Origin of the sequence: Hymenobacter tibetensis (assembly GCF_022827545.1) — a bacterium.
GTDB classification, from domain to species: Bacteria; Bacteroidota; Bacteroidia; order Cytophagales; family Hymenobacteraceae; genus Hymenobacter; species Hymenobacter tibetensis.
The window spans coordinates 3,616,392-3,639,103 of the sequence record NZ_CP094669.1 but is presented as its reverse complement, the minus strand read 5'-3'; the positions used below and the strand labels follow the sequence as shown (position 1 = coordinate 3,639,103).

Below are 22,712 nucleotides of genomic sequence, written 5' to 3'. Positions count from 1 at the left end.
CGTCCCACAAGTTTCACCTTACTAGTGGAATCTTATTCTTTATGCCACCTTTACGCACAACCAGTACTTGGAGACAGGATAGCATCAAGGGCTATGCTTGACGTGACTGATTTCTTTTTGCTGTCTGTATCGGCAACGTAGTGCGACGCATAATAGCGAGTTTAGAGACTGGTTCACCCAATTGAACCCTCGTATTATCCTTGTATAGGCTAGGTTCGACTACTAGCCGTACTATCCTCATTACATTAGGGGTATTGCTTCTTCACCCCGTCCCAACTGAAACTGTTATGGTTCCCCACCAACCCGAGCCGCTGTCTTTGGAAGCGCAACTGGCGGCCCTGCAAGAAGAAAACCGCCAGCTCCGCGCCGACCAAGTGATGGCTCAGGCCGAGCAGGCCGCTGCCGACGATGAGAAGCAACGGCAGGACCGGTTCCGGACCATATTTGAGAATTCGCCGTTCGGGCAGAAAATTATCACCTCGGACTTGCTGATCCGGCAGGCCAACCAAGCCGTAGTGGACATGTTGGGCTGTGCCCGCTTGGAAGACGTAGTGGGCCACCGCATCCTGGAGTTTGCCCACCCCGACCACCGCGCCGACTGGCATTATCTACAGCAGCGGCTGTGGGCGCATAAGTTGTCGCACTTCATGCTGGAAACCTGCCTGGTGCGCCCCGATGGTTCCTCGTTCTGGTGCCAAGTCACCTCCATTCGCTTCCCGGACGGGGAAGACGAACTGGGCTACACGCAGCTCGAAGATATCAGTGAGCGCAAGGCCCTGGAGCTTTCTTTGAAACGGCTCTACGACGCGCAGGAAACCATCCTGCACCTGGTCACGCACGACTTGAAGACGCCCATTGCCCATATTCAGCTGCTGACCGACCTGCTGCAGCGCCAAGCGGACGCGGCCCAGCAGTCAGCGGACGAGGCACAGGATACGGCGCGCTACCTCGCCCTCATCCGCCAGTCCTGCGCCGAGGCCAATAAGCTGCTGCAGGACGTGCTGTTTCTGGGCTCGCTCGACGCCGCCCACTTAAAAAAGCAACCCACCAACCTGGTCGCCTTGCTCGAACGGCGGCTGGTCCCGCACCAGTTGGTGGCCCACGACAAAAACCTGACATTAACCCTGGAGGTGCCGACCCAGGCGCTGCAAGCCAACCTGAACGCCGACGTCTTCGGGCGGGTGGTGGACAACCTAGTCAGCAACGCCTTGAAATTTACCCCGGCCGGGGGCCGGGTGACGGTACGGCTGCAGGAGTGCCCGGGCTGCGTGCAGTTCACGGTCCGCGACACGGGTATTGGCATCCCCGAGGCGCTGCAGGAGCAGCTGTTTGAGAAGTTCACCTCCTCGGCCCGGCTTGGGGTGGGCGGCGAGGTCAGTACGGGACTGGGCTTGTTTATCACCCGGCAGATTGTGCAGCTGCACCGCGGCAAACTGTGGGTGGAAAGCCGAGAGGGCGCGGGCACCTGCTTTTTTGTGGAGCTGCACTAAGCAGAACAGTAGAGGCCTGCAGCGAGCGGGGCCCTAGCAAAATGGCCTGTTGCGGTGGCGGCACGAAAGGGGGGCGGCCGCCTACTATAGAGTGAAGACTATTCCGTCAGACCTCACGACAACATGTAGCATTTTACAAAGACGGTATTCGTAAAATGCCACATCACCCACAACGTTTATCAAGCACCGTCTACAAAATGGGTAAGCCAGCAAACTAGCTACGAACTCGGATTCAAGAAATTTGCATTCAACATACTACTGGTTTGCCCCCTCACAAAACGACCTTGAAAACGTAGTTCTCAAGGTCGTTTTGTGAGGGGGCAAACGCACCTGCTGTATCAGAAAGCACCGGTTTCCTACTAATGATTCAGAATCTACTTACTGGGCTGCTGAGGCACCCTTAAGCTATCTTTTAACACTCATCAGATAGGGCCTCAGTATGGCGCACCTTTTGGAGCCTAGCGTATTCTTTCCTTAGATTGGCTGTAGCAGCATCTACAGCTCTTTTTGACGGGGTCTTCGCTAGTAAACCCCGACCTTTACCCGGCCCTTAGTGCTGTACTGATGTCCCCACTCGACTTGCTACCCGTCTTTAACGCCCAGCCCGGTGCTACCCTCTTGCTGTCCCCGGACTGGGTGATACTGGGGGCTAGCGACGACTACCTGGCCGCCACCCTCACGGAGCGAGCCATCATTGTGGGGCAGCACATCTTCGACGCCTTCCCCGACAACCCCGAGACGCCCGAGGCCAATGCCGTGGCCAACGTGCGCGCCTCGCTGGAAACGGTGCTGGCCACCAAGCAGCCGCACGAGATGGCCCCGCAGCACTACGACGTGCCCGACCGCACCCGGCCCGGCCGGTTCATCGAGCGCCACTGGCAGCCGCGCCACACGCCCGTGCTCGATGCGCAGGGGCAGGTGCAGTTCATTATTCAATCCGTGCAGGACATCACCGCCCGCCGCCAGGCCGAGCGGCAGCTGCGCGAAAGCCAGGCCCGCGAGCAAGCAGCTCGCGCCGTGGCGGAGTTGCAGCGCACCGAGTTGCAGCGTGTCTACCAGGAAGCACCGGTGGCCATGGGCCTGATGCGTGGCCCCCACCTTTGTACTGGAATGGGCAAATGCGCGCATGGGCGCCATCTGGGGGCGGCCTCTAGACCAGGTAGTGGGTCGACCCCACTTTGAAGCCCTACCCGACTTAGCCGGCCAGGGCTTTGAGCAGGTATTTGCCGATGTGCTGGAAACCGGCCGAACTGTTGCATTGCAGGAACTATTGGTGAGCATCAACCAGAACCAGCAAGCCTACCAGGGCTATTTCAACATCACCTCTCAGCCCGTTTACGAGGGAACACAGCACATTTCCGGCATCCTATGTTCGGCCATCGAAGTGACAAACCAAGTGCTAGCGCGCCAGCAGGTACAGCATCTCAATGAGGAACTAGCTGCCCTCAACGAAGAACTTCGGGCTACCAACGAGGAATACCACCAGGCGAACACGGTGTTGAGTGAAACGCAGCAGCAGTTGCAGCAACTCAACCAGGAGCTGGAAGCCCGCGTGCAGAAGCGCACTTACCAGCTCAAAAACGCGCAGGCGACCACCGAGCGCCAGCGGCGACAATGGTACGAGCTCATGATGCGGGCCCCGGCCGGCATCTGCATTTTCGACGGCCCGGAGTGGGTGTACGAGTTTGTGAACCCGGGCTACCAAGCCATGTTCCCCGACCGCGAGCTACTAGGCAAGCGCCTAGTGGATGCCCTGCCTGAAATAGCCGAACAGCCCCTGATGGCTATCTTGCACCGTGTCTACGATACGGGCGAGCCGTTCGAGGCTCACGCGGTGCTCGTGCCGCTAGCCCGCACCGCGGGCGGCCCCGTAGAAGATATTTACTTTGACCTGACCTACCAGGCGCGCCGCGACGAGGCCGGACAGATTGATGGCTTCGTCACCTATGCCTACGACGTGACCGAGCAGGTGCTGGTGCGTCGGGAACAAGCAGAGCAGCAGCGCAAGCTGTACGACCTGTTCGAGCAGGCCCCGGTTGGGATCTGCATCTTCGCCGGTCCCGACTGGGTCTATGAGGTCATCAACCCCAGCTACCAGCAGCTACAGCCTCACCGCCCGCTACTGGGCTTGCCCCTATTAGTGGCCATGCCTGAACTGGTTGGCACGAACGTGGAACAACTGCTCCGACATGTATACGAGACGGGCGAAACGCATCAAGAGCACGAGTTGCTCATTCCCGTAGCCCGCGCCGAGGATGGGCTGCTCGAGGAGCGCTATTTCACTGTGGTCTACCAAGCACGGCGTGACGAGCGGGGCCGTATCAACGGCATTCTCAACTTTACGGTGGAGTTTACCGAGCAGGTGCGGGCCCGCCAGCGGGTGCAGGACCTGAATGAAGAACTAGCCCTCATCAACGAGGAGTTAGCAGGCACCAATAAAGAGCTTACCGCGACCAACGAAGAGTTAAACAAGAGCAACACCCAGCTCATGCGCACCAACGTGGACCTGGACACGTTCGTCTACACCGCTTCGCATGACCTCAAGGCCCCGATTACCAACATCGAAAGCATCGTGCTGGCCTTGCGCGATACGCTGCCGCCCGGCGTGCAGCAGGACGAGGTCGTAGCGCACCTGCTGGCGTTGCTAGACACGACCGTGACCCGCTTCCGGCTGACCATTGACCAGCTCACCGACATCTCAAAGCTGCAACTGGCCCACGCCGGCCCCGCCGAACCGGTGCGGCTGGCGCAAGTGGTGGAGAATGTACGCCTGGACCTGGGGCCCGCTAGCGCGGCGGCAGACACTCAGCTCACGGTCGAGGTAGACCCCGAGTTGGTCGTCTCGTTCTCCCCCGCCAACCTGCGCAGCATCGTGTACAATTTGCTTGGCAATGCCATCAAATACCGCGCTCCGGAGCGGCTTTCGCAGGTGCGCGTGCATGCCGTGCACACCGCGTCCGGGGTAGTGCTCACGGTGCAGGATAATGGGCTGGGCATGAGCGTGGGGCAGCAACGGCAACTCTTTGGTCTGTTCCAGCGCCTGCATACCCACGTAGAAGGTACCGGCGTGGGCCTCTACATTACCAAGCGTCTGGTGGAGAATGCCGGGGGCCGCATCACCGTGCAGAGCCAGCCGGGCATCGGCACCACCTTCACGGTTACCTTTCCTGCCTAAGTGCACTGTGTATGGCCATGCCTGCCTTAACAAGTATCCTGCTGGTCGATGACGACCCCACGACTAATTATCTTAATAAACTCCTGCTTACCCGCATGGGAGCGGCCGAGCAGGTGCTCGTGGCCGAAAACGGCGAGCAGGCCCTGCGCACGCTCGGGCAAACCTGTGTGGCCGAAACCACGACCTGCCCCCAACTCATTTTGCTGGACATGAACATGCCCGTGCTCAACGGGCTGGCCTTTCTGGAAGCCTACGTGCAGCTGCCGCTGGCCCAGCAGCAAGCCATTGTCATCGTCCTGCTCACCAGCTCGCTGCACCCCGTGGACCTGGCCCACGCCCAGCAGCTGCCCATTGCGGGCTTTCTGAATAAGCCGCTGACCAAGGAAAAGGTCCACGCCCTGCTACTGGAGCATTTCACCCAGCCAGTAGCCTAGTTTCGCCAGGGCCTGGGTAACGGCTGTACCACTCTTTGAACCACTCCTCCTCGTGGGGAAGTGCTTCTAGTCCAACTTCCTTAGCGGGGTTTTCGGTTCCTCCGCTCGTGGCCCCCTAGTAGAGGAGGCACCGGGGAGGCGCGTCGAGTAGGCCGCACACTTGGTCAATGGTCAACTTTCCCTGGATGAACTGCACCAGCAGGCGCAATTCGTAGCCCTGAGCAGCCAACGCCGTTCCCTGCGTTATCCCCAGGCATTCCCGAACCAGTTGCCGCCGTCGTGCTTCATCCTAGTAGAAGAGTCCGGTATTGAGAACGGCCCCCTGTTAGCTAACGGTTCAGTAACCTGCGTGAAATCATCATTTTCTCCGAATAAACACGCAATTAGTGGGCAAGTGAGTGTCAGTACTTACTAGCTCCAAGCACTGTTTTTTGGCCTAGGCAAATAAGATTTTGAGTATGGAAAGAGGCAACTGCTTTTCTCTCTTGTTGCTGTCAAAAGCTGATTTATATAATGCTGGTTCTCGGACTGGCCTGCTTATAGCAGCCGAGGCTAACATGACGCCAAGCCGTCCCCGTGAGGTTGGGCGACGCATTCCAGGCAGCGCAGTGGAGTGCCCCGCTGCCTGACTCCGCCGGTGCTAAGCTTAGCCCGCGTCGCCAAAACAGGCGTGTGCGGCCTGGGCCAACTCGCGCAACTGCTGCTGCAGTTCCGGCGGCGTGACCACCCTGAACGAGCCCGCCTGGGGCAACAGCCACGCGGCTAGGTAGCGCAGACTCCCCGGCAGAAAGGACATTTCCACGGTGCCATCGGGTCCTACTTCTTCCTGCACCCACCCGTACTGGTGCTTGGTGTCCTGGATGGAGCGCACGGCTTCGGGCTGAAAGCGCACGCGGGCCACCGCTAACTGCTGGCGGCGCACGGCCTGGGCCGACCAGTACGAGTTCAGCGTTTCCGGCCGCTCGGGGAAGGTTTCGTCGCGCACTTCCAGGTGCTCGATGCGGTCGAAGCGAAAATCCCGGAAATCCTGCCGCAGCCGGCAGTACGCCACCAGGTGCCACTGCTGCTGCAGGTAGCAGCCGATCGGCTCGACGTCGCGCGCGGTGCTGGCCTCGGCCAAGCCGGCGCGGTAGCACAACCGCACCACGCGCCGAGACATCGTGGCCGCAAGCAGGCGTTGGTGCGTCCCGCTGTCGGCGGCGGGCGTTGCCGGTTGCGTGCGCAGGCGCCGCACCTCCAGGCGGGGGGCCAGGGCGTCGAGGTAGTCGCGGTCGGGGCGGCGCAGCACCGCCCGCAACTTGTCCAGGGCCTCGCGGCTGTGGGTGGCGGTCTGCTCGTCGGTGAGGCGGGCGGCTAGCTTCTCCCCGGTGAGTAAGGCCACGGCTTCGTCGCGGGTAAACATGACGGGCGGCAGGCGGTAGCCCTCGGCCAGCGAGAAACCGACCCCGGCTTCGCCGTAAAGTGGTACGCCGGCTGCTTCGAGCGTGCGCAAATCGCGGTAGATGGTGCGCAGGCTCACGCCGAACCGCTCGGCCAGGGCCTGGCCGCGCACCACGCGCCGGGCCTGCAATTGCAGCAAAATACCGGTAATGCGGTCGAATCGGTTCATGCAAAACGGCGTAGAAAGATGGCGTAACGCCCGAAAGCGGGCCGCGGCAGGCGCGCTGTCCGCTAGGGGCTAAGCCCCCAACATACGCAACAATACGCGGAAAAGAACGCATCGGCCGCGCTGCTGGCCAGCGGGCCCAGTGGGGGAGTGCCCGCAGAACAGCAACATAAAAACAGGTCGCCACCGGCTGCTGACATACTGCTGTCGCAGTCGCCCTTTTCCTTTGCCCGCACAGTCACTTCACCCCCCATTGTATGCGAACCATTCAAGAAATTGCCGACCGGTACTATGCCCTGGCCCAGCGCGGCCAACTCCACCAGATTCAGGACGAACTCTACGCCCCCGACGCGGTCAGCATCGAGCCGGAAAACGTGTCGCAGCTGCCGATCACGGTCCAGGGTATTCAGGCCATGCGCGACAAAGAAGCGCTTCTAGAGGCGCAAATCGAGGCGCGGCACGGCGGCTTTTGTGGTCAACCCGTCGTGGCTTCATACTACTTTGCCTGCACCATGGGCATGGACGTCACGCTGAAAGACCGAGGCCGCGTGCAGAAAGACCAGGTGGGCGTGTTCGAAGTGGCCGAGGGCTACATCATAAAAGAGCAGTTCTTCTACAATGATGCCGCCTACTAATCATCCCCTACCCGTGGGCGACCGCCCCGGCCGACGGCCGCCCACGGGCCTTCTTTTCTTATCCCCTGCGCCGCAGCTCCTGCCGGCTCCTTTGGGTGCCGGGTCCCCGGTTGTCGCGCTGGGCAGCTACGCCATCGAAGTCTACCGAACCACCGTCACCTCGGCCGAACAGGCCGCCGTGGTGCTGCAGGCACTGTCCAAGGCATGCCCGGAGCTGACCGCGAGCTTCGATTTGGAGGACTGCGACCGTATCCTCTGCCTCCGGTGCCGCCGGCCGGGCCCCGTCTGTTGGGACCAGGCGGTGGCCGTGGTACGCAATTTAGGAATCCAGATAGCAGTACTGCCGGAGTAAAAATTGCACAGGTAGTCGACCCACTTGGCTGGTATAGTGAGTAGGTTAAGGCTATTGGCCTACTCACTAGCCGTTGGTACCGGCACCGCTACCCGTAAAAAAAAGGGCCGTACAGGCATCGTTTTTCGCCGCCCCCCTAGCTCCTGGCCGACGGCACGTGAGCCGTTAGGCAACGCCCTAAGGCATATCCTCTCCACGCCGCAAGCGTGCTACCGAGCACCGCGGCCTGTAGCATTTTAAGAGCAGCGTTTAACTAATGTGACAAATTAAGATTTGGGTAGTTTTAGGCCGATCTCCTACCACTGTATAATCGAGGTCTACGCGTACAACGGATAAGCCGTATTCGTTCTTAGCAGCTCGTTTCCTCGGGTGCTAGGCGATAACTGGTGCTCCGGCCACCTGCGCCTTCTTTGAGCAGAATACCCTTGTCGATCAGATCGGCGATGTCGCGTCCGGCCGTGTCCTGGGAGCACTTGGCCATACGCGCCCACTTCGAGGTAGTCAGCTTGCCCTCAAAGCCGTCGAGCAGCCGCTGCACCAAGCGGCGCTGCCGCTCCGTGAGCGGCGTGAGCCGATGCTGCTCCCAAAACCGGGCTTTAGCTAAGACCTGCGCCAGGGTGTGTTCGGCACTGGTGAGCGCCCGCCCCAAGCACTGCAGAAACCATGTCAGCCAGGGCGTCAGATCCAGCGGGCCGCGCTGGCTGGTTTCCAGCAAATCGTAATAGGTTTGGCGTTCGGCCTGAATTTGCGCCGACATAATATAGCATCGCTGGGCGGGAGGATTTAGGACATCCAGCTTTGTCAAGTCCGACAAGATCGTATAAGCACTCCAACACCTGATGGGCATTTAATCGGTTATTAAAATACCTTACTACCGATAACAGTTAATGGGGGCGAAATCTGCTAGCTGTGGGTTGTTTTCCCGGTATACATCACGGTGGCGCTTCATGAACTGCACGGCCCGACGCAGGATGCCGCGGGGCTCACCCTGGGCAGGAACGGGCTCGGCGGAGGCTAGCGTAACAAGGTGGCGGCCAAAAGGTAATGCTTTGTCAAATTGCTGTGCGCGTGGTACCAGGGCTGCAATCGGTGTGAACCAAGCAACATAGCCAGCGGGATTGGAAGGTTTCCAGATTTTTAGCTTGCGGTCGGGCACCAGAATGCTGCCTTGCTGGCAAGCTGGGTTGCTGACTGCCGGGGTTATATCGAGGTGAAATTCATTGGCGTAAATGATGCGTACGCACCGCTTTTTCAATTCCACCATGCTGGCGTAAGTGCCGTTCCCTTTCAGGCGTTGGAAAAGGGAATCGTAGATCTGTTGTTGGTTGTAGAGTTGAGGGTGTGCACCTCGCAATAGGTAAATAAAGTCAAGGTCGTACTCCTCACCGTGGAGGGGGCGCACGGTGGTGCCCAGAGCAAATGAACCCTGCGGGAAAGCATGAGGCTGAAGAGCACCAAGGATAGGGCAGCCGTCGAGGTAGGTAATGACGCTACCGTAGCGCTTTTCAGCTTCTTGATAACGAGCCGCCGGGATTTCCAACTCTTGGCCTATCTGGTAGAGCAGTAAGAACAAGTCGGTCTTGCGAGCTACGCGCTGGGAAGGGCTCTCGGCAGTAAGTAAAGAGTTCAACTTGATCATAAAAACGGGAGCAATTAGGTGTGGCTGAAAGTCAAGTAAAGCGGTTAAACTGGGTAACAGAATCGAATGTATTGGCGTTAGTAAATACTAATTTATTTAGCCTTTTATGCTGATTTAGATGTGCTATGTTATAGCCTCCGAATAGCTATGTACATTTAGGGGTATGCCTTTAATAAGGCTACAACCAGGTTTTGCTTTGCCTACCATTACACTAATTGATTTTGAATTCGTTACTGTTTGACCGGGTGCCCCGCCCGAAAGTGTTTGAAGACAACCTCTGGGCCGCGGCCGACCGCCTGCGGGCCAAGAGCAACCTGAAATCGAGCGAATACGCCGCCCCGCTGCTGGGGCTGTTTTTTCTGCGCTACGCCACCAACCGGTTTGAGAAAATGCGGGCCGAGGCTGACGCCCAGAATGCGGCGAAGCAGACGGGCCGCAACGTGGAAGAGCCGACCCAGACCTACGTGCGGGTGATTGGCTTCGTGGTGCCCAAGGAGGCGCACTACGATAACACCCTGCTGCAGCTGGGGCCTAACGACAGTGCGCCGGAAAAAGTGATTGAAGCCATGGAGGCCTTCGAGGAGGCCAACCCGGACGCCGGCATTGTGCTGCCCAAGGCCGACTACCGAAAGATACCGGATGACGTGCTGCGAGGAATCCTGGGGGAAATAGCCGGGCTGAAGATTACCGAGGGGGACGTGTTTGGGAAGATTTACGAATACTTCCTGGGCAAATTCGCGCTGAGCGAGGGGCAGAAGGGCGGAGAGTTCTACACTCCTACCTCGGTGGTGCGGCTGATTGTAGAGATTCTGGAGCCGCACACGGGGCGCATCCTGGATCCGGCCTGCGGGACGTCAAGCAACAAAGACGAGTTTTGAAAGGGACATACCTTTTAAAACTCGTCTTTAGCGTTTTTCGGTTGGTTGCGGAGCTGCAAATGCGCAACCAACTCTATGCAGCTGGCCTCGTTGCTAAGCGGCTGGTTGGTCGGGTTTGGTAGGTTCTTCCGCTTTTTTGAAGCGTTTGTAGAGAAAGAGCTGCCATTTTTCTTCGGCTACGCCGGCTTTGTCCATCTCGGCCCGCGCCATGGTGAAAAACAAATCCGACAAACGGTTGATGTAAGCGGGAATAGCAGGATGCACGGTGTCAACGGCCATCAAACTAACCAGGCGCCGCTCCCCGCGCCGCATCTGCGTGCGCGCCACGTGGCACAACGCCGAAACCTCGTTGCCGCCGGGCAGCAAGAAATAGTCGGAAGGGGAGGTCATCTGGCTTTCCAGCTCGTCGATCCATTCTTCACAGAATTGGGCTCCGTCGGTTGGTAGCGGATTGGGGTTGGTTTTCTTGGCATCCGAAGGCCGCGCCAAGTGCGACATCATGTCCATCAAATCCTTCTGGATCTTGTGGAGCTGGGGCTGCCAGGGGTGCTCGTTGCCCAGCTTCACCCGGAGCAAACCCAGCGTGGAATTGGCCTCGTCCAGGGTGCCGAAGCACTCCACGCGCACATCATCTTTCGAGACGCGCTGCCCCCCGAATAGGCCGGTAGTACCGGCATCGCCTTTCTTGGTGTAGATCTTCATGAGCTATGAATAGTAGGTGAGTTGCTGTGAGCCGAAGCTACTTTATGGTGAGTGGCAGCCCTGATACCATGAAAATGGCATGGTCGGCGCGCTGAGCAATGTATTGGTTCAGCCAGCCTTGCAAATCCGTGAACTTCCTGCCGGCCTCGGTTGAGGCGTGCAGCCCCATCCCGATTTCGTTGGAAATCACGAGCAGAGTGCATTCCTGTAGCATCAGCTTGTCGAATTCCTGCTGGGCTTGTTGCAGCGCCTTCTCGACCTCGTATTCTGCGTCGGTGAAAAAGTTGGTGAGCCAGAGGGTCACGCAGTCCAACACCACGGTACGGCCGGTCAGGTCGAGGCGGCTCAGGTACTTTTCCTCTTCCAACGTGGTCCAGCGTTCATCCCGGTCGGCTACGTGCCGAGCAATACGCTGCCGGTGGTCGTCGTCCCAGGCCCGTGAGGTAGCCAGATACACAGGGGTGGCACTAAGCTGCAAGGCCAGTTCCTGGGCATAACGGCTTTTGCCAGAGCGCTGCCCGCCGGAAATGTAGTAGAGCTGCATTAGAACGTGAGGGTGTAACGGCCCGAGATGTTGCGGCCTGGCAGGTTGTAGCCCCGCTTCTCGTAGTAGTTTTCGTCGGTGAGGTTGTTGACCAGCACCGACAGGGTGTGCTTGCCCGCCAGTGTGTAGCCCGCCGACAGATCCAGGGTCATGTAGCGCGGATACAGAATTTGGGGCGAGCTGATGTCCGTGAAGTCAGTGTCGCGGCGGCGGTCTACGTAGTGGCCACTCAGGCGGGCCCGCAGGCCCCGGTTGTTGTCGTAGGCGAGGCCGTAGTTGCCGCTCAGCCGCGCCACGTTGAAGATACCGCGGGTGGTTTGCGAGCCGTCGGTGTTATTGGTTACGTCTTCGGCTTTCAAAATACTGGTGCCCCCAGCAAACAAGCGCAGTTCGTAGCGACTGTCGGCCAGCGCCCCAACATCATAGCCAGCTTCCGCTTCCAGGCCGCGGATGCGGCTGTCGTTGGCGTTTACGTACGTGGTGCGGGAGCGGACCCTATACCCTTCGGGAGTGGTTTCGCCCACTGGGTTGGTGGTGCGGGTGGTAATACGGTTCTCGACCTGTGTGGAGAAGAACGCTGCCCCAGCCGAGAAGCCGCTGGTGTTGTTTTCGTAGCGCAATCCAGCGTCCCAGGTCACGCTGCTCTCGTTTTTCAGGCTGGCATTGCCTTCCGTAATGGCTACTTGTTGGGTGGCATTGGGTGTAGTTTGAGAGAAACCAGCCACGTTGTAGGCATCGGGCGTGACGTAGGCCCGGCCAATGGTACCGTGCAGGCGCAAGCCTTCCGTGAGAGAATATTGCGCACCGAGGCTGGGGCTGAAGAACGGATTGGTGGTTTTGCCCGGCGTAAACGTGGTCAGCAGGTCGGTTTGCTGCACGTTATAGGTGATTAAATCATACCGAGCGCCGGGGGTTACAATCAGCTTTTCCTGAAAGAAATTGAATTGGCCTTGGGCATAGAAGCCGGTGGTGTTCAGCTCGTAATTGGGGTTGAAAGGCGCAATGGAGGTGTTAGTGGCGTTGAAGCGCTGAGAGTTGCTGGTGGCCTCGTTCCGGTCGATGCCCACCGTGATGCGCTGGCTGCCCAACTTGATTACGTCTTTCACTTGTACGCCTTTCCACAAGTACTCGCTCTGGAACGAGCGGTAGGGCGCAATAAGCGCATTGTTGGCTCCCGCCGACAGCGTGTAGTTGTCGTTGGTTTCAATGGAAGTATAGCCGCGCACAAACAGTTGATGATGCTCGTAGTCGCCGGTAGCACTCAGGTCCAGATTTTGTCGCTCGATGTCTTTGGATGATGGCCCCAGGTCCCCGTAGAAAATGTCGTTGGGGGACTGCACATTGCGAGCCACGAACCGCTCCCCGCGGACGTCTACGTGCCAGTGCTCGTTCAACTGGTAGCCGAGGCGCAACGCTCCCGAATAGTAGTTCAGCTTGGTGAAGGTGCGGCGTTGGCCGTCGGCACGCCGGTCGTCGGTTTGGGCGGTGCTGTCGTTGGCGTAGGTTTTGGTGGCGCTGCCGCCGTCGAGCCAGCTACGGAAGACGCCGCCTCTACCCAACCGGTAATCGGCGGCCCGATCAAAGAGACCAAATGAGAGGTCGAAATCCAGTTTTTCGGTGAGGTTGCCGCCGGTAGCGCCGCCCACCGTAAACGTCTGGTAGCTGCCGTACCCGGCGGCCAGCGACGAGCGCACTGCCCCGCGGGACTTGCGCGTCACCACGTTCACAACGCCACCCATGGCCTGCGAGCCGTACAGCGCCGAAGCCGGGCCCTTCAAAACTTCTACCTGCTTTACGCTGCCCAAATCGAGGGTGGAGAGGTTACCGGTGCCGGCTGGGCGCCCATCAACCAGCAGCAATGCCCGTTGGTTGAGCCCGCTGGTTTGGGGCCGGAAGCCACGGATGCCCACCCCCGACAATAAGCCGGGGTATTGAATGATATCAACCGAGGCGTTTTTCTTGAGCACATCGGTGAAGTCTTGGGCGGGTGTCTGCTCGATATCCTGGCGGCGAACAACCTGAATCTGCTGCGGCAGTTTGCCTCGCTCGGTGGCCGCGCGGGTAGCCGTTACCACCACTTCACTCAGGCGTTGGCGTTGCAACGTATCGGCGACGGGTACGGGGGCTTGGGCCTGCGTCTGGTACACGGTAGCCGCCAGCAACGGCGCTCCGAGGAGTAACGGTTTGGCCAGTGAAAAGAAAGGATGTTGGCGTAAAGAGTGCTTGTTCATGAAGTAGGGTAAAGCAAGAAATCAAGACAAAAATTAGCAGGTGGGCACTGCTGCCGTGCGCGGTTGGTTGGCTGGAATTTCCCGTAGCGTGCGCAGCATGGCTTCCATGGTGGCGTGCGTTTGCGGGGTCTCGGCGTCTATTTGGGTGGTCCAGAGCACGGGGTCGGCGGAGGTTGCCACACGCCGGGCTGCTGGGCCAGCGGTTGGCACGAACCCTTCGCGTTCCAGGGCGCGGCGCGTCCAAAATGCCACGGCACCTCCGCCGAGAATCTGCACGGCGGGGCCAGTGGGAGCGTGGAGGGCAAACGTGCCGGTGCTAGGGTCGAAGGCCAATCCTTCGCGGGTGAAAGCCGCCGCGAATTGTCCGCTTAGCACCAGGTCTTCGGGAGTGCCCGTGCGCAGTTCTCCGTCGGCGGGCAGCAGCCACACCCGGTCGGCGGCTTGCAGGGCTAAATCCAGTTCATGGGTGGAAAGCAGAATGGCCTTGCCAGTTTGCCGAGCCAACTGGTGCAGCAGGCGCATGAGGGCCACGCGGTTGGGCAGGTCGAGGTGGGCGGTGGGTTCATCCAGCAGCACGATGGGCGTATCCTGCGCCAGTGCGCGGGCCAGCAGCACCTTCTGGCGCTCCCCGTCGCTGAGTTCCCCTACTGGCCGGCGGGCGAAGCTGGTAGTGCCGGTAGCGGCCAGCGCCGCTTGCACGTGGGCGTCGTCTTGAGTTGACAAGCCGCCGAGCCAGCCGGTGTGGGGGTGGCGGCCCAGGCTAACCAGGTCTTGCACGGTAAGGTTGCCCGCCTCAACCCGGTCAGTGAGCACCACGCTCAGTTGGCGGGCTCGTTCAGTGGCGCTCAAGCTACTTAGGGCCGTGTCTGCTAGGTGTAGTTGGCCGCTGAGTGGGGGTTGCAAGCCAGCTAACGTGCGCAGCAGCGTGGATTTGCCAGCTCCATTCGGCCCCAGCAAACACACCAATTCACCGGGCCACAAAGCCAACTGAAGCGGGCCCGCTACCGGCCGGGGCGACTTTTTGTACACGTAGCCAACAGCCAACGCCTCGGCTGTGAGCAAGGGGATGCGCGTGGACATGGATTAAGAAAAAGACGAGCGAATAGATTGGCGGCGCAGCACCACCCACAATACTACCGGGGCCCCAAGCAACGAGGTTACCACGCTCAGCGGCAAGGTGATTTGACTGCCCGGCAGCTGCGTGATACAGTCGCAGCCCAGCGTGAGGGCGGCCCCGGCCAAGCAGGAAGCAGGCAATAGCACGCGGTGGTCGGCGGTGCGCAGGAGCGCCCGGGTAAGGTGGGGCACCGCAATACCCACAAACCCAATGGGCCCGCAAAAAGCCGTAATGGACCCTGCCAGCAAGCTGGTGCTCAGAATAATAAGGGTGCGGGAGCGGCCAACTCGTAGCCCCATGCTGCGGGCGTAGTTTTCACCCAGCAGCAGCACGTTCAACGACTTAGCCGACGCAAACGCCAACACCAGCCCCACACCAACCACCAGGGCCAGCACCGTCAGGTGGGCGCCTACCACGCCGCCCAGCGAACCAAACGTCCAGAGCAAGTACTCCTGGATCTGCTCGGGGGCGCTGAAGTACTGCCACAAACTCACTATGGCTCCGGTGACGCTGGCAATCATGATGCCCACAATAAGCAGCACCACATTGTCGCGCACTTTGGCGGAAAGGGCCAGCACCAGCCCCATAACCAGCGCGGCCCCCGTAGTGGCGGCCAGCACCAGGCTCCAACTGCCACCGATACCCAGCGCCCGAATGGCAAAACTGCCCGCCACGCTGCCGCTGGCCAGCATCACCACCGCCACCCCCAAGCCCGCACCCGCCGTGAGGCCCAGCACCGAAGGCCCGGCCAGCGGATTCCGAAACAGAGTTTGCATTTGCAAGCCACTAACAGCCAGCCCGCTGCCGACGGCCAAGGCCGTCAGGGCTTTGGGCAAGCGAATTTGCTGCACAATAAATTCCCAGGCGGGCGTCTTCCCAGGCCGGCCAAGCAAAATATCAACCACGGCCGAAAGTGGAATGCGCACCGAGCCCAAGGCAATATCGAGCACAAAACCCAGCACGACCAACCCAGCCAACACCACTAGCCACGCCGCACGCCGCCGGGCGCCAGCTGCTGCCGGCACACGTTGCGGCACCGTCGCCGCTACCCTTACGGTTGTGCTCATTTCAACTGCTGATAGTAGCACAAAGCCCCAGCTGGTAGCAGCTCGGGGTGCAGGATTCTCAGCAAATCGGCCAGTACCAGGTCGGGGCGGACTGCGCCGGATTCCCAGTAGTCGTTGGCGCCTTGGGCGTTGGTGCGGCGGTTGTTGTTGTAGACGCGTCCGCTTTTGAAGGATGCAAAAGCCGCGTAGCGAGCATCCTGGGCCACCACTTCTGCCTTGGTACTAACCGAGCCGGTATGTAGCCAATAATCGGCGGTGAGGGCCACCGGCGAAACGGTTTCAAACGACAGAGCCAGACTGCCTTGCGGGGACTTAGTTTTGTCCCAGGCGTAGGTGGTACCCGCGTCGCGCAGAAACTGAGCCATGTAGCTGTCGGTGTCGGGCACGTGCCAAACATCCTTGAACGGCATGCCTACCACCACTCGGGGGCGCTTGGCAGCTTTCTGGCCCAAGGTTGCCAGGCGCTGATACTCGCGCGCTACCTGCCCGAACTTCTGGTTGACCACGTCTTCTTTATTGAGTAGCACAGCCAACACTTTCACCCATTCCGCCCGGGCTAGGGGCGTTTTCTCCACCCACTCCGAATTAATCATGACGGGTATGCCCGCCGCGGCCAAGGTTTGGAAACGGGTGAGGTTTTCGCCGGGCCAGCCGGTGGTCATCACCAGGTCGGGGTGCCGGGCAATCAGCTGCTCGTTGTTGAGTTCTTTGCCCTGACCGACTTCATAGATTTTTCCTTCCGTGATGCGCTGCCGTACGCGCGGCGAGGAAGCGTATTTGAAGTTGCCCAGGCCCACCAGAATATCATCGGCCCCGAGGAAACTGGCCAGCGCCACGTGCATCGACGAAAGCCCTACCAAGCTGCGAATGGGCGTGGTAATAACCTGAGCATCGGGGTAGCCGGCGGGGCGGGCAGTACCGCGGGGCACCAGCAAGTAGCGCGTAGCCGTAGTTTTCTGCTCGAAGGGGCTTAGAATGGTAACCACCTTGCAGTTGCCGGCATAAGTGATGGTGAACCCCTTGGCGTATTGCACCGTGGTTCGGCCCCGGGTGGCGGGCGCCGCAGTAACTTTCGGTCGGGTTTTCGGCGGGGTGGTAGTTTGGCTGAAGCCCGCTGGGGACAGCAACAGCAGGCCAAGCAGCGCTACGCTGCGGCAAACCAACAAATAAACGGGTACGTCCCCAGCACGGCCGGGGAGAAGCGGGGAGTGGGGCATGGTACAACGAGCCTTTCTGCCGAAAGCTGTGACTGTATGGTGCAGCGGCAGGTCTTCTGACTTCCCCCACCGGCTGATGGCCTTCCCAGTTGTTGTATCAACCAGTGGCGCCTACGTATCAGCCGGCTTGTGGAGGGGGTTACAGCAGCGGAGACTGTCCCGGATTCTCACCGGATTCCCTTTTAAAGTCGTCCCGCACCGCGGAAACGACTACCAAATGCGTCGGCAAATGTAGAAGAAAATGCCGGACGACGTGCTTCGGGCAGTGGTTTACTGGGTTTCTATCAATTGCCGCACAAACTCAACCCGCACCGCTACCGAGGTTTTGGGCAGCTCCACCGTCGTGAACCCCAGGCGTTGGTAGGTGTGCTGCAAGGCGTTATAGAGCGCCTGCGCTTCGGCGAAGGTCTGCCAGCGCTCCGCGTCGTTCACGTAAATTTCCAGCCAGGGCGGCAGCATGAATACCGGCGTTTGGTACGCGTGCGCTTTCACTGCGGCGTAGTAGGGGGGCGGTACGGGCAAGCCGGCCACTTCCAAGTACGCAATGATGTCGGGCAGGCCCCGGTCGCAGAACGTGACACCGCCGCGGCGGGTAGCTTCTTGGTGCTGGGTTACCATGCGGGCCAGGGCTAGTTCGGCAAAGCCGGCCAGGTTGCGCCACGGCACTAGCTCGCTGTCTTGCGCCACCAATTCGCGAATGAGCTGGCGCGAAACTTCCTCGGCTCCCGCAAAGCCGGCTTGGCATAGCGCAGCGAGCAGGGTAGTTTTGCCGGCCCCGGGGCCACCCGAAATTACGTAGAGGGGCATCGTGCTTGATTTGATTTCACCCGCAAAAGTATCTGCTGTGCCGTTACCTTCCCCTGCTGAAAAATCTCAGTTTCTGCTGGCAGCCCCCGCCAGCGGCAACGGCAAAACCACCCTCACGCTGGGCCTGCTGCGCGCCCTGGCCCGGCGCGGGCTGGTAGTGCAGCCCTTCAAGTGCGGCCCCGATTACCTGGATACGCACCATCATACCCAGGCTGCAGGCCGCCCGAGCCTCAACTTGGATGTGTTTATGGCTTCGAGCGCGCACACCCAGGCCACCTACGCCCAGTACGCCGCCGCGGCCGACGTAGCGTTGGTAGAGGGCGTAATGGGCCTCTTCGATGGCGCCAACCGCATGCAAGGCAGTGCCGCCGACGTAGCCGAGCAGCTCGGTATTCCGGTGGTGCTGGTAGTGAATGCTAAGGCCATGGCTTACTCGGTGGCGCCACTGTTGTATGGGTTCAAGAACTTTTACCCAGGCATCCAGCTGATAGGGGCCATTTTCAACTTCGTAAACACCGCTTCGCACTACAGTTTTCTGCGCGAAGCCTGCCAGGACGTGGGCGTGGAAGCGTTGGGCTATCTGCCCAACAACCCGGCTTTCGTCATTCCTTCCCGCCACCTGGGGTTGTCCATCGACACCCATATTCAGTACGAAACCATTGTGGACGCCCTGGCCGATGCCCTGCCGCAAACGGTGGACCTCGACCGGCTACTCGAAGTCACGCGCCGAGCGGTGCCCACCACTCCTACGAAAGCGCCCAGCAAAAGGAACACGCCCCGCCGCCGCATTGCCGTGGCCCGCGACGCAGCATTCACCTTCACCTATCACCAGAATGTGCAGGCGCTGGCTGAGTTCGGCGAGGTAAGCTACTTCAGCCCCCTAACCGATGCAGCCTTACCTGCCGGCATCGACTTTCTGTACCTGCCCGGCGGCTACCCGGAGCTGTTTGCCGCCGAGCTGCACAACAACGAAACCATGCGCGCCAGTGTGGCCGCGTATTGCCAGGCGGGCGGCACCACGTACGCCGAATGTGGCGGGCTGATGTACCTGGGCACTGACCTGGTTGACACGCACGGACAGGCTTTTGCCATGGTGGGCGTGCTGCCGTGCACTACCTCCCTGGAAAACGCCAAAATGACCCTAGGCTACCGTGTAGTGGAATGGAACGGCCTGACCGTGAAGGGGCACGAGTTTCATTACTCGCAGCTGCAAGACCACGGCCTAACGCCTGAAGCGGCCCATATTACCAGTGCCAAAGGCGTACCCGTGCCCGTGCAGCTTTACCGGCAGGGCAACGTGTGGGCTTCCTACGTGCACCTGTACTGGGCTGAAAATACCGCCTTTATCGAGCAGTTACTCGAGGCCAGCTCTGGGGGTGCGTCGGTGCCACAGTAGGCCCACAATGCCTGCCACCAACACGGCGCACACGGCATGGTTCAGTTGGGCTACCCGGTTGATTTCGGTGGCCGCCAGCAGGCGCGGGTTGTTACCGATGTAGGGCTTGACCACTAGTTGGCCGTGGTAGGTATTCGGCCCGCCGAACCGGCAGTTCAGCACCCCCGCTAGGGCCGCCTCCGGATAGCCGGCGTTAGGGCTTTTGTGCTGGTGCCCATACCGGAAGATAAACTGAAAACCGCGCCAGCTGCCACCCAGCGCCGCCAATAAGCCGGCCGTAAGGCGGGCCGGCACCAGGTTCGCCACATCGTCGAGGCGGGCCGCGAACTTGCCGAACTGCTCGTAGCGTGGGCTGTGGTAGCCGAGCATGGAGTCTAGGGTGTTCACCATTTTGTAGGCCATCAGACCCGGTACTCCGGCCAGAGCGTAGTACAACAACGGGGCAACCACTCCGTCGCTGAGGTTTTCGGCCAGGCTTTCCAGCACTGCCGTCCGAATCTGCTGCACATCCAGCTGGGTTGTGTCGCGCCCGACAATGCGGGCGAGTTGCCGGCGCCCGGCTTCCAGGCCGTTGTTTTCCAACGCCGCAAACACCGCATGGCCTTCGCGCACCAGCCCCGTATTCGCCAAGCCATAGAACACCCACGCGCTGTTAATGGCAAGGCCCACTAGCGGCGGCAGGTGGCGTTGGGCGCGGTCCAGGAGCTGGAACACGCCAAAAGTACCGCCTACCAGGCCACCTGCCAGCACCGCGCCTTTGGCAAAGCGGTACGAGCCGTGGTTGAGTTGCCGCTCGCCGGAGGCAATGAGTGCACCGTAGGTGCGCACCGGGTGGGGCCATCCTTCCGGGTCGGCCAGCAGTAAATCGAGGGCGTAGCCAGCGGCCAGCGGTGCGGCTAATCGGCGAAATCGGTCCATTTTTGTAAAGCAGTTACCAGCAAGTTGTTGTCGGTGGCACTACGGGCGCCCACGCGGAAGTGCTGCGGCGTGAGACCCCGAAAATTCGCGGCGTCGCGCACGAGCAACCCGTGCTGGGAGAGCAGCCAGTGTTTGAGGTCGGCGGCAGTGCCGCGCTTGGTGGCCGCCAGAAAAAAGTGCGTATGGCTAGGTAAAACCTCGATGCCAGAGTTAAGACGAAGCTGCGCCACTAAAGCAGCCTTGTCGTGCAATACTTGCTGGATTGGGGGCTGCACCTGCGCGTAGTGAGCAAACAAAAAATGACCGGCTGCCGCTGCCAGCGCATTCACCGCCCACGGCATCTTGCATTGCGTGAGCTGGCTGATAAGCGCCGCCGAAGCCACCATGTAGCCAAGCCGCAGGCCCGGTATGGCGTAGGCCTTGGTCATGGAGCGCAACACCATCAGGTTGTTGAACCGGGCCAGCAGTGGAATAGCAGTTGTAATGCGGATGGTGAACTCCAGAAAAGCCTCGTCGAGCACAAACACCGTATTTGGATGGCGTTCTAGCAATGCAACCAGCACATGCTGCTCTAGCACGCTGCCAGTGGGGTTGTTGGGGTTGCAGATGAACACCAGGTCCGTGTCGAGCACAGTGTCTGCCTGTAGTTCCTGCCACGGCAGAAAACGCAACGAGTGGCCATGCAGGCGGGCGGCGTCTTCGTACTCAGCAAAGGCGGGCGTGAGGATAGTGGTGCGCCGCCCCGCCCAGGCCTGTGCTACCAGGTAGATACTCTCGGTGGTGCCGCTGCCTATCAGCACCTGCGCCGGGGGCACGCCGTGGTGCGCAGCCACTTGGGCGGCCAAACTCTCGGCCAGCACTTCCGGGTAGCGGGTTACGGTGGGCCACTGACTGAACACGTATTCCTGCAGCCCCGCGGGCGGCCCGCCATACCAGACGTTGGTACTGAAATCCGCCTTAATTGGCTGGGAATGGAGGTAGCCGTCGTCGCCGTGACCATGCAGCATAAGAAGCTAGAGTTAGGAGTGGAGGGCCGCGTACACCTGTTTCAGGTCTACGTTTTCGCGAATAAGCGCCGCCAGCCGGTCGTACTGACTGTTCTTGTACGCCGCAAAGTCCAGGGGAGCAGCGCGTTGCTGCGAGGTGTAGGGCGCCAGTAGGTGGTCGATAACGGATTGGTTGTCGAGGATGCCGTGCAGGTAGGTGCCCCAGCAACGGGCACTGGCCACGTACCCGTCCGGGGTGCCGTCAGCAAGCATGGCAACGGGTTGCGGCGGGCCGTCGGGGGTGGTGCGGCCCATATGGATTTCGTAGCCCACGCAGTCGGCCGTTGGGTGGTCGAGGAAGGTGAAACGGCGCTGTTGAGTAGTTTTGTCGCCTTGCAGCACGGTGCGGACCGGTAGCAAGCCCAACCCAGCGGCGGCAGCCACCGAGCTTTCCACGCCAGCAGGGTCTTCCACCGAAAGCCCCAGCATTTGGTAACCGCCGCAGATACCCACCACCGTTTTGCCGGCGCGGTGCGCCTGCCGGACGGCGGTAGCCAAACCACTACGTTGTAGTGCTAGTAGGTCGTCGATGGTGTTCTTGCTGCCCGGTAGTATAACTATGTCGGCACCCGCTAGGTCGGTGGCGTCGTGCGTGAAAAACAGGTGCACCCGGGGGTCCTGGCTTAGAGCATCGAAATCCGTGAAGTTCGACATGCGGCCCAGCAGCACTACGGCCACGTTCACCTGTCCTGCCACCCCGCCGCTGTGTTGCTTGCGGGCTAAGGCAACGGAGTCTTCCTCTTCCAAATAAATATCGCGGAAATAGGGTAGTACGCCTACCACGGGCACGCCCGTCAGGTCTTCGAGCTGCTGCCGGCCCTCAGCAAAGAGCCGGGCGTCACCCCGAAACTTGTTGATGATGATGCCTTTGATGCAAGCTTTTTCTTCGGGTTCCAGCAACGCCAACGTGCCGTACACGCTGCCGAATACCCCGCCCCGGTCGATGTCAGCAATCAGGTAGGTGGCAGCCCCCGCGTGGCGGGCCATGCGTAGGTTGGTGATGTCGCGGCGCTTCAGGTTCAGCTCCGAAATGCTGCCCGCGCCTTCGAGCACAATGGGGGCAAACCGAGCAGCCAACCGGTCGTACGCCTGCGTGGCCGCTCGAAACAGTTCGTGCCGGTCGTTTTCGCGGAAATATTCGTAGGCCGACTGCGTGCCCGCGGGCCGGCCGTTGAGCACCACTTGGGAAGCTTGGTCGGAGGTAGGTTTGAGCAGTACGGGGTTCATATCGACGTGGCAGGCAATGCCCGCTGCTTCCGCCTGCATGGCCTGGGCCCGCCCAATTTCCAGCCCCTCGGGCGTGGCGTAGCTGTTCAACGACATGTTCTGCGCCTTGAAAGGGGCAGGGTGGTAGCCGTCTTGCCGGAAGATGCGGCAAAAGCCAGCCGTGATGATGCTCTTGCCTACGTCGGAAGCAGTACCGACAAACATGATGGAACGAAGCATAAGGGCGAGGAA

At 60.3% G+C, this 22,712-nt stretch carries 20 protein-coding genes and 1 riboswitch; of the genes, 7 read left to right on the top strand and 13 right to left on the bottom strand.

Annotated elements, in window-relative coordinates; all coding sequences use genetic code 11:
* Positions 1 to 287 precede the first annotated feature (287 nt).
* The 4 genes from MTX78_RS14455 to MTX78_RS14440 all read left to right on the top strand — a co-directional run bounded on the left by MTX78_RS14455 (position 288) and on the right by MTX78_RS14440 (position 5,099).
* Entirely contained in the window at positions 288 to 1,490 is a 1,203-nt protein-coding gene (locus tag MTX78_RS14455) for a PAS domain-containing sensor histidine kinase (RefSeq protein ID WP_243795560.1), read from the top strand.
* Positions 1,491 to 2,054: 564 nt separating this feature from the next.
* On the top strand, positions 2,055 to 2,672 hold the full coding sequence (locus MTX78_RS14450) for a PAS domain-containing protein (RefSeq protein ID WP_243795558.1): 618 nt from the start codon (positions 2,055 to 2,057) through the stop codon (positions 2,670 to 2,672).
* Positions 2,578 to 4,665: a PAS domain-containing sensor histidine kinase gene (locus MTX78_RS14445; protein WP_243795556.1), complete on the top strand. Its 2,088-nt coding sequence runs from the start codon at positions 2,578 to 2,580 to the stop codon at positions 4,663 to 4,665. The genes MTX78_RS14450 and MTX78_RS14445 overlap by 95 nt, the downstream gene beginning before the upstream one ends.
* A 17-nt stretch (positions 4,666 to 4,682) precedes the next feature.
* The gene (locus tag MTX78_RS14440) at positions 4,683 to 5,099 is read left to right on the top strand and encodes a response regulator (protein ID WP_243795555.1); all 417 of its coding nucleotides are present in this window, start codon (positions 4,683 to 4,685) and stop codon (positions 5,097 to 5,099) included.
* A gap of 646 nt (positions 5,100 to 5,745) precedes the next feature.
* Here the strand turns inward: MTX78_RS14440 and MTX78_RS14435 are convergent.
* Complete coding sequence (locus tag MTX78_RS14435; protein WP_243795553.1) at positions 5,746 to 6,708, bottom strand: helix-turn-helix transcriptional regulator; 963 nt, start codon at positions 6,706 to 6,708, stop codon at positions 5,746 to 5,748.
* A 254-nt stretch (positions 6,709 to 6,962) separates the two neighbouring features.
* On the opposite strand from MTX78_RS14435, the gene MTX78_RS14430 reads away from it, so the two are divergent.
* Complete coding sequence (locus MTX78_RS14430; protein ID WP_243795551.1) at positions 6,963 to 7,340, top strand: SnoaL-like domain-containing protein; 378 nt, start codon at positions 6,963 to 6,965, stop codon at positions 7,338 to 7,340.
* 701 nt (positions 7,341 to 8,041) lie between these two features.
* Here the strand turns inward: MTX78_RS14430 and MTX78_RS14425 are convergent.
* Together MTX78_RS14425 and MTX78_RS14420 are read right to left on the bottom strand one after the other, a co-directional pair.
* The gene (locus tag MTX78_RS14425) at positions 8,042 to 8,449 is read right to left on the bottom strand and encodes a Fic family protein (RefSeq protein ID WP_243795549.1); all 408 of its coding nucleotides are present in this window, start codon (positions 8,447 to 8,449) and stop codon (positions 8,042 to 8,044) included.
* A gap of 114 nt (positions 8,450 to 8,563) precedes the next feature.
* Positions 8,564 to 9,331 (bottom strand): nucleotidyltransferase domain-containing protein, encoded by a 768-nt coding sequence (locus MTX78_RS14420; protein WP_243795547.1) that lies wholly within the window; start codon positions 9,329 to 9,331, stop codon positions 8,564 to 8,566.
* A 221-nt stretch (positions 9,332 to 9,552) separates the two neighbouring features.
* Between MTX78_RS14420 and MTX78_RS14415 the strand changes: the two genes are divergently transcribed.
* Positions 9,553 to 10,209 carry a type I restriction-modification system subunit M gene (locus tag MTX78_RS14415; RefSeq protein ID WP_243795545.1) on the top strand — a complete coding sequence of 219 codons (657 nt, stop codon included), beginning with the start codon at positions 9,553 to 9,555 and terminating at the stop codon, positions 10,207 to 10,209.
* Positions 10,210 to 10,302: 93 nt separating this feature from the next.
* Here MTX78_RS14415 and MTX78_RS14410 read toward each other — a convergent pair whose 3' ends face one another.
* The 7 genes from MTX78_RS14410 to MTX78_RS14380 all read right to left on the bottom strand — a co-directional run bounded on the left by MTX78_RS14410 (position 10,303) and on the right by MTX78_RS14380 (position 17,894).
* Entirely contained in the window at positions 10,303 to 10,911 is a 609-nt protein-coding gene (locus tag MTX78_RS14410) for a cob(I)yrinic acid a,c-diamide adenosyltransferase (protein WP_243795543.1), read from the bottom strand.
* Positions 10,912 to 10,948: 37 nt separating this feature from the next.
* Positions 10,949 to 11,455, bottom strand: a complete 507-nt coding sequence (locus MTX78_RS14405; RefSeq protein WP_243795541.1) for a bifunctional adenosylcobinamide kinase/adenosylcobinamide-phosphate guanylyltransferase — start codon at positions 11,453 to 11,455, stop codon at positions 10,949 to 10,951.
* Positions 11,455 to 13,686, bottom strand: a complete 2,232-nt coding sequence (locus MTX78_RS14400; RefSeq protein WP_243795539.1) for a TonB-dependent receptor — start codon at positions 13,684 to 13,686, stop codon at positions 11,455 to 11,457. Before MTX78_RS14400 ends, MTX78_RS14405 begins: the two co-directional genes overlap by 1 nt.
* Positions 13,687 to 13,719: 33 nt before the next feature.
* Positions 13,720 to 14,766: an ABC transporter ATP-binding protein gene (locus tag MTX78_RS14395; RefSeq protein ID WP_243795537.1), complete on the bottom strand. Its 1,047-nt coding sequence runs from the start codon at positions 14,764 to 14,766 to the stop codon at positions 13,720 to 13,722.
* A 3-nt stretch (positions 14,767 to 14,769) separates the two neighbouring features.
* Positions 14,770 to 15,870: a FecCD family ABC transporter permease gene (locus MTX78_RS14390; RefSeq protein WP_243795535.1), complete on the bottom strand. Its 1,101-nt coding sequence runs from the start codon at positions 15,868 to 15,870 to the stop codon at positions 14,770 to 14,772.
* The gene (locus tag MTX78_RS14385) at positions 15,867 to 17,087 is read right to left on the bottom strand and encodes an ABC transporter substrate-binding protein (protein ID WP_243795533.1); all 1,221 of its coding nucleotides are present in this window, start codon (positions 17,085 to 17,087) and stop codon (positions 15,867 to 15,869) included. Before MTX78_RS14385 ends, MTX78_RS14390 begins: the two co-directional genes overlap by 4 nt.
* Positions 17,088 to 17,116: 29 nt before the next feature.
* A riboswitch (cobalamin riboswitch) is annotated at positions 17,117 to 17,321 on the bottom strand.
* 36 nt (positions 17,322 to 17,357) lie between these two features.
* On the bottom strand, positions 17,358 to 17,894 hold the full coding sequence (locus MTX78_RS14380) for an AAA family ATPase (RefSeq protein ID WP_243795530.1): 537 nt from the start codon (positions 17,892 to 17,894) through the stop codon (positions 17,358 to 17,360).
* Between the two features lie 37 nt (positions 17,895 to 17,931).
* Between MTX78_RS14380 and MTX78_RS14375 the strand changes: the two genes are divergently transcribed.
* On the top strand, positions 17,932 to 19,290 hold the full coding sequence (locus tag MTX78_RS14375) for a cobyrinate a,c-diamide synthase (RefSeq protein WP_243795528.1): 1,359 nt from the start codon (positions 17,932 to 17,934) through the stop codon (positions 19,288 to 19,290).
* Here MTX78_RS14375 and cbiB read toward each other — a convergent pair.
* From cbiB to MTX78_RS14360, 3 genes are read right to left on the bottom strand one after another with little or no spacing between them, the layout of a single operon-like run.
* A complete protein-coding gene (cbiB, locus tag MTX78_RS14370; protein WP_243795525.1) occupies positions 19,249 to 20,208 on the bottom strand; it encodes an adenosylcobinamide-phosphate synthase CbiB in 960 nt (319 codons plus the stop codon). The genes MTX78_RS14375 and cbiB overlap by 42 nt on opposite strands.
* The gene (locus MTX78_RS14365; protein ID WP_243795523.1) at positions 20,187 to 21,215 is read right to left on the bottom strand and encodes a pyridoxal phosphate-dependent aminotransferase; all 1,029 of its coding nucleotides are present in this window, start codon (positions 21,213 to 21,215) and stop codon (positions 20,187 to 20,189) included. Before MTX78_RS14365 ends, cbiB begins: the two co-directional genes overlap by 22 nt.
* Before the next feature lie 12 nt (positions 21,216 to 21,227).
* Complete coding sequence (locus MTX78_RS14360; RefSeq protein ID WP_243795515.1) at positions 21,228 to 22,700, bottom strand: cobyric acid synthase; 1,473 nt, start codon at positions 22,698 to 22,700, stop codon at positions 21,228 to 21,230.
* Between the last annotated feature and the right edge of the window lie 12 nt (positions 22,701 to 22,712).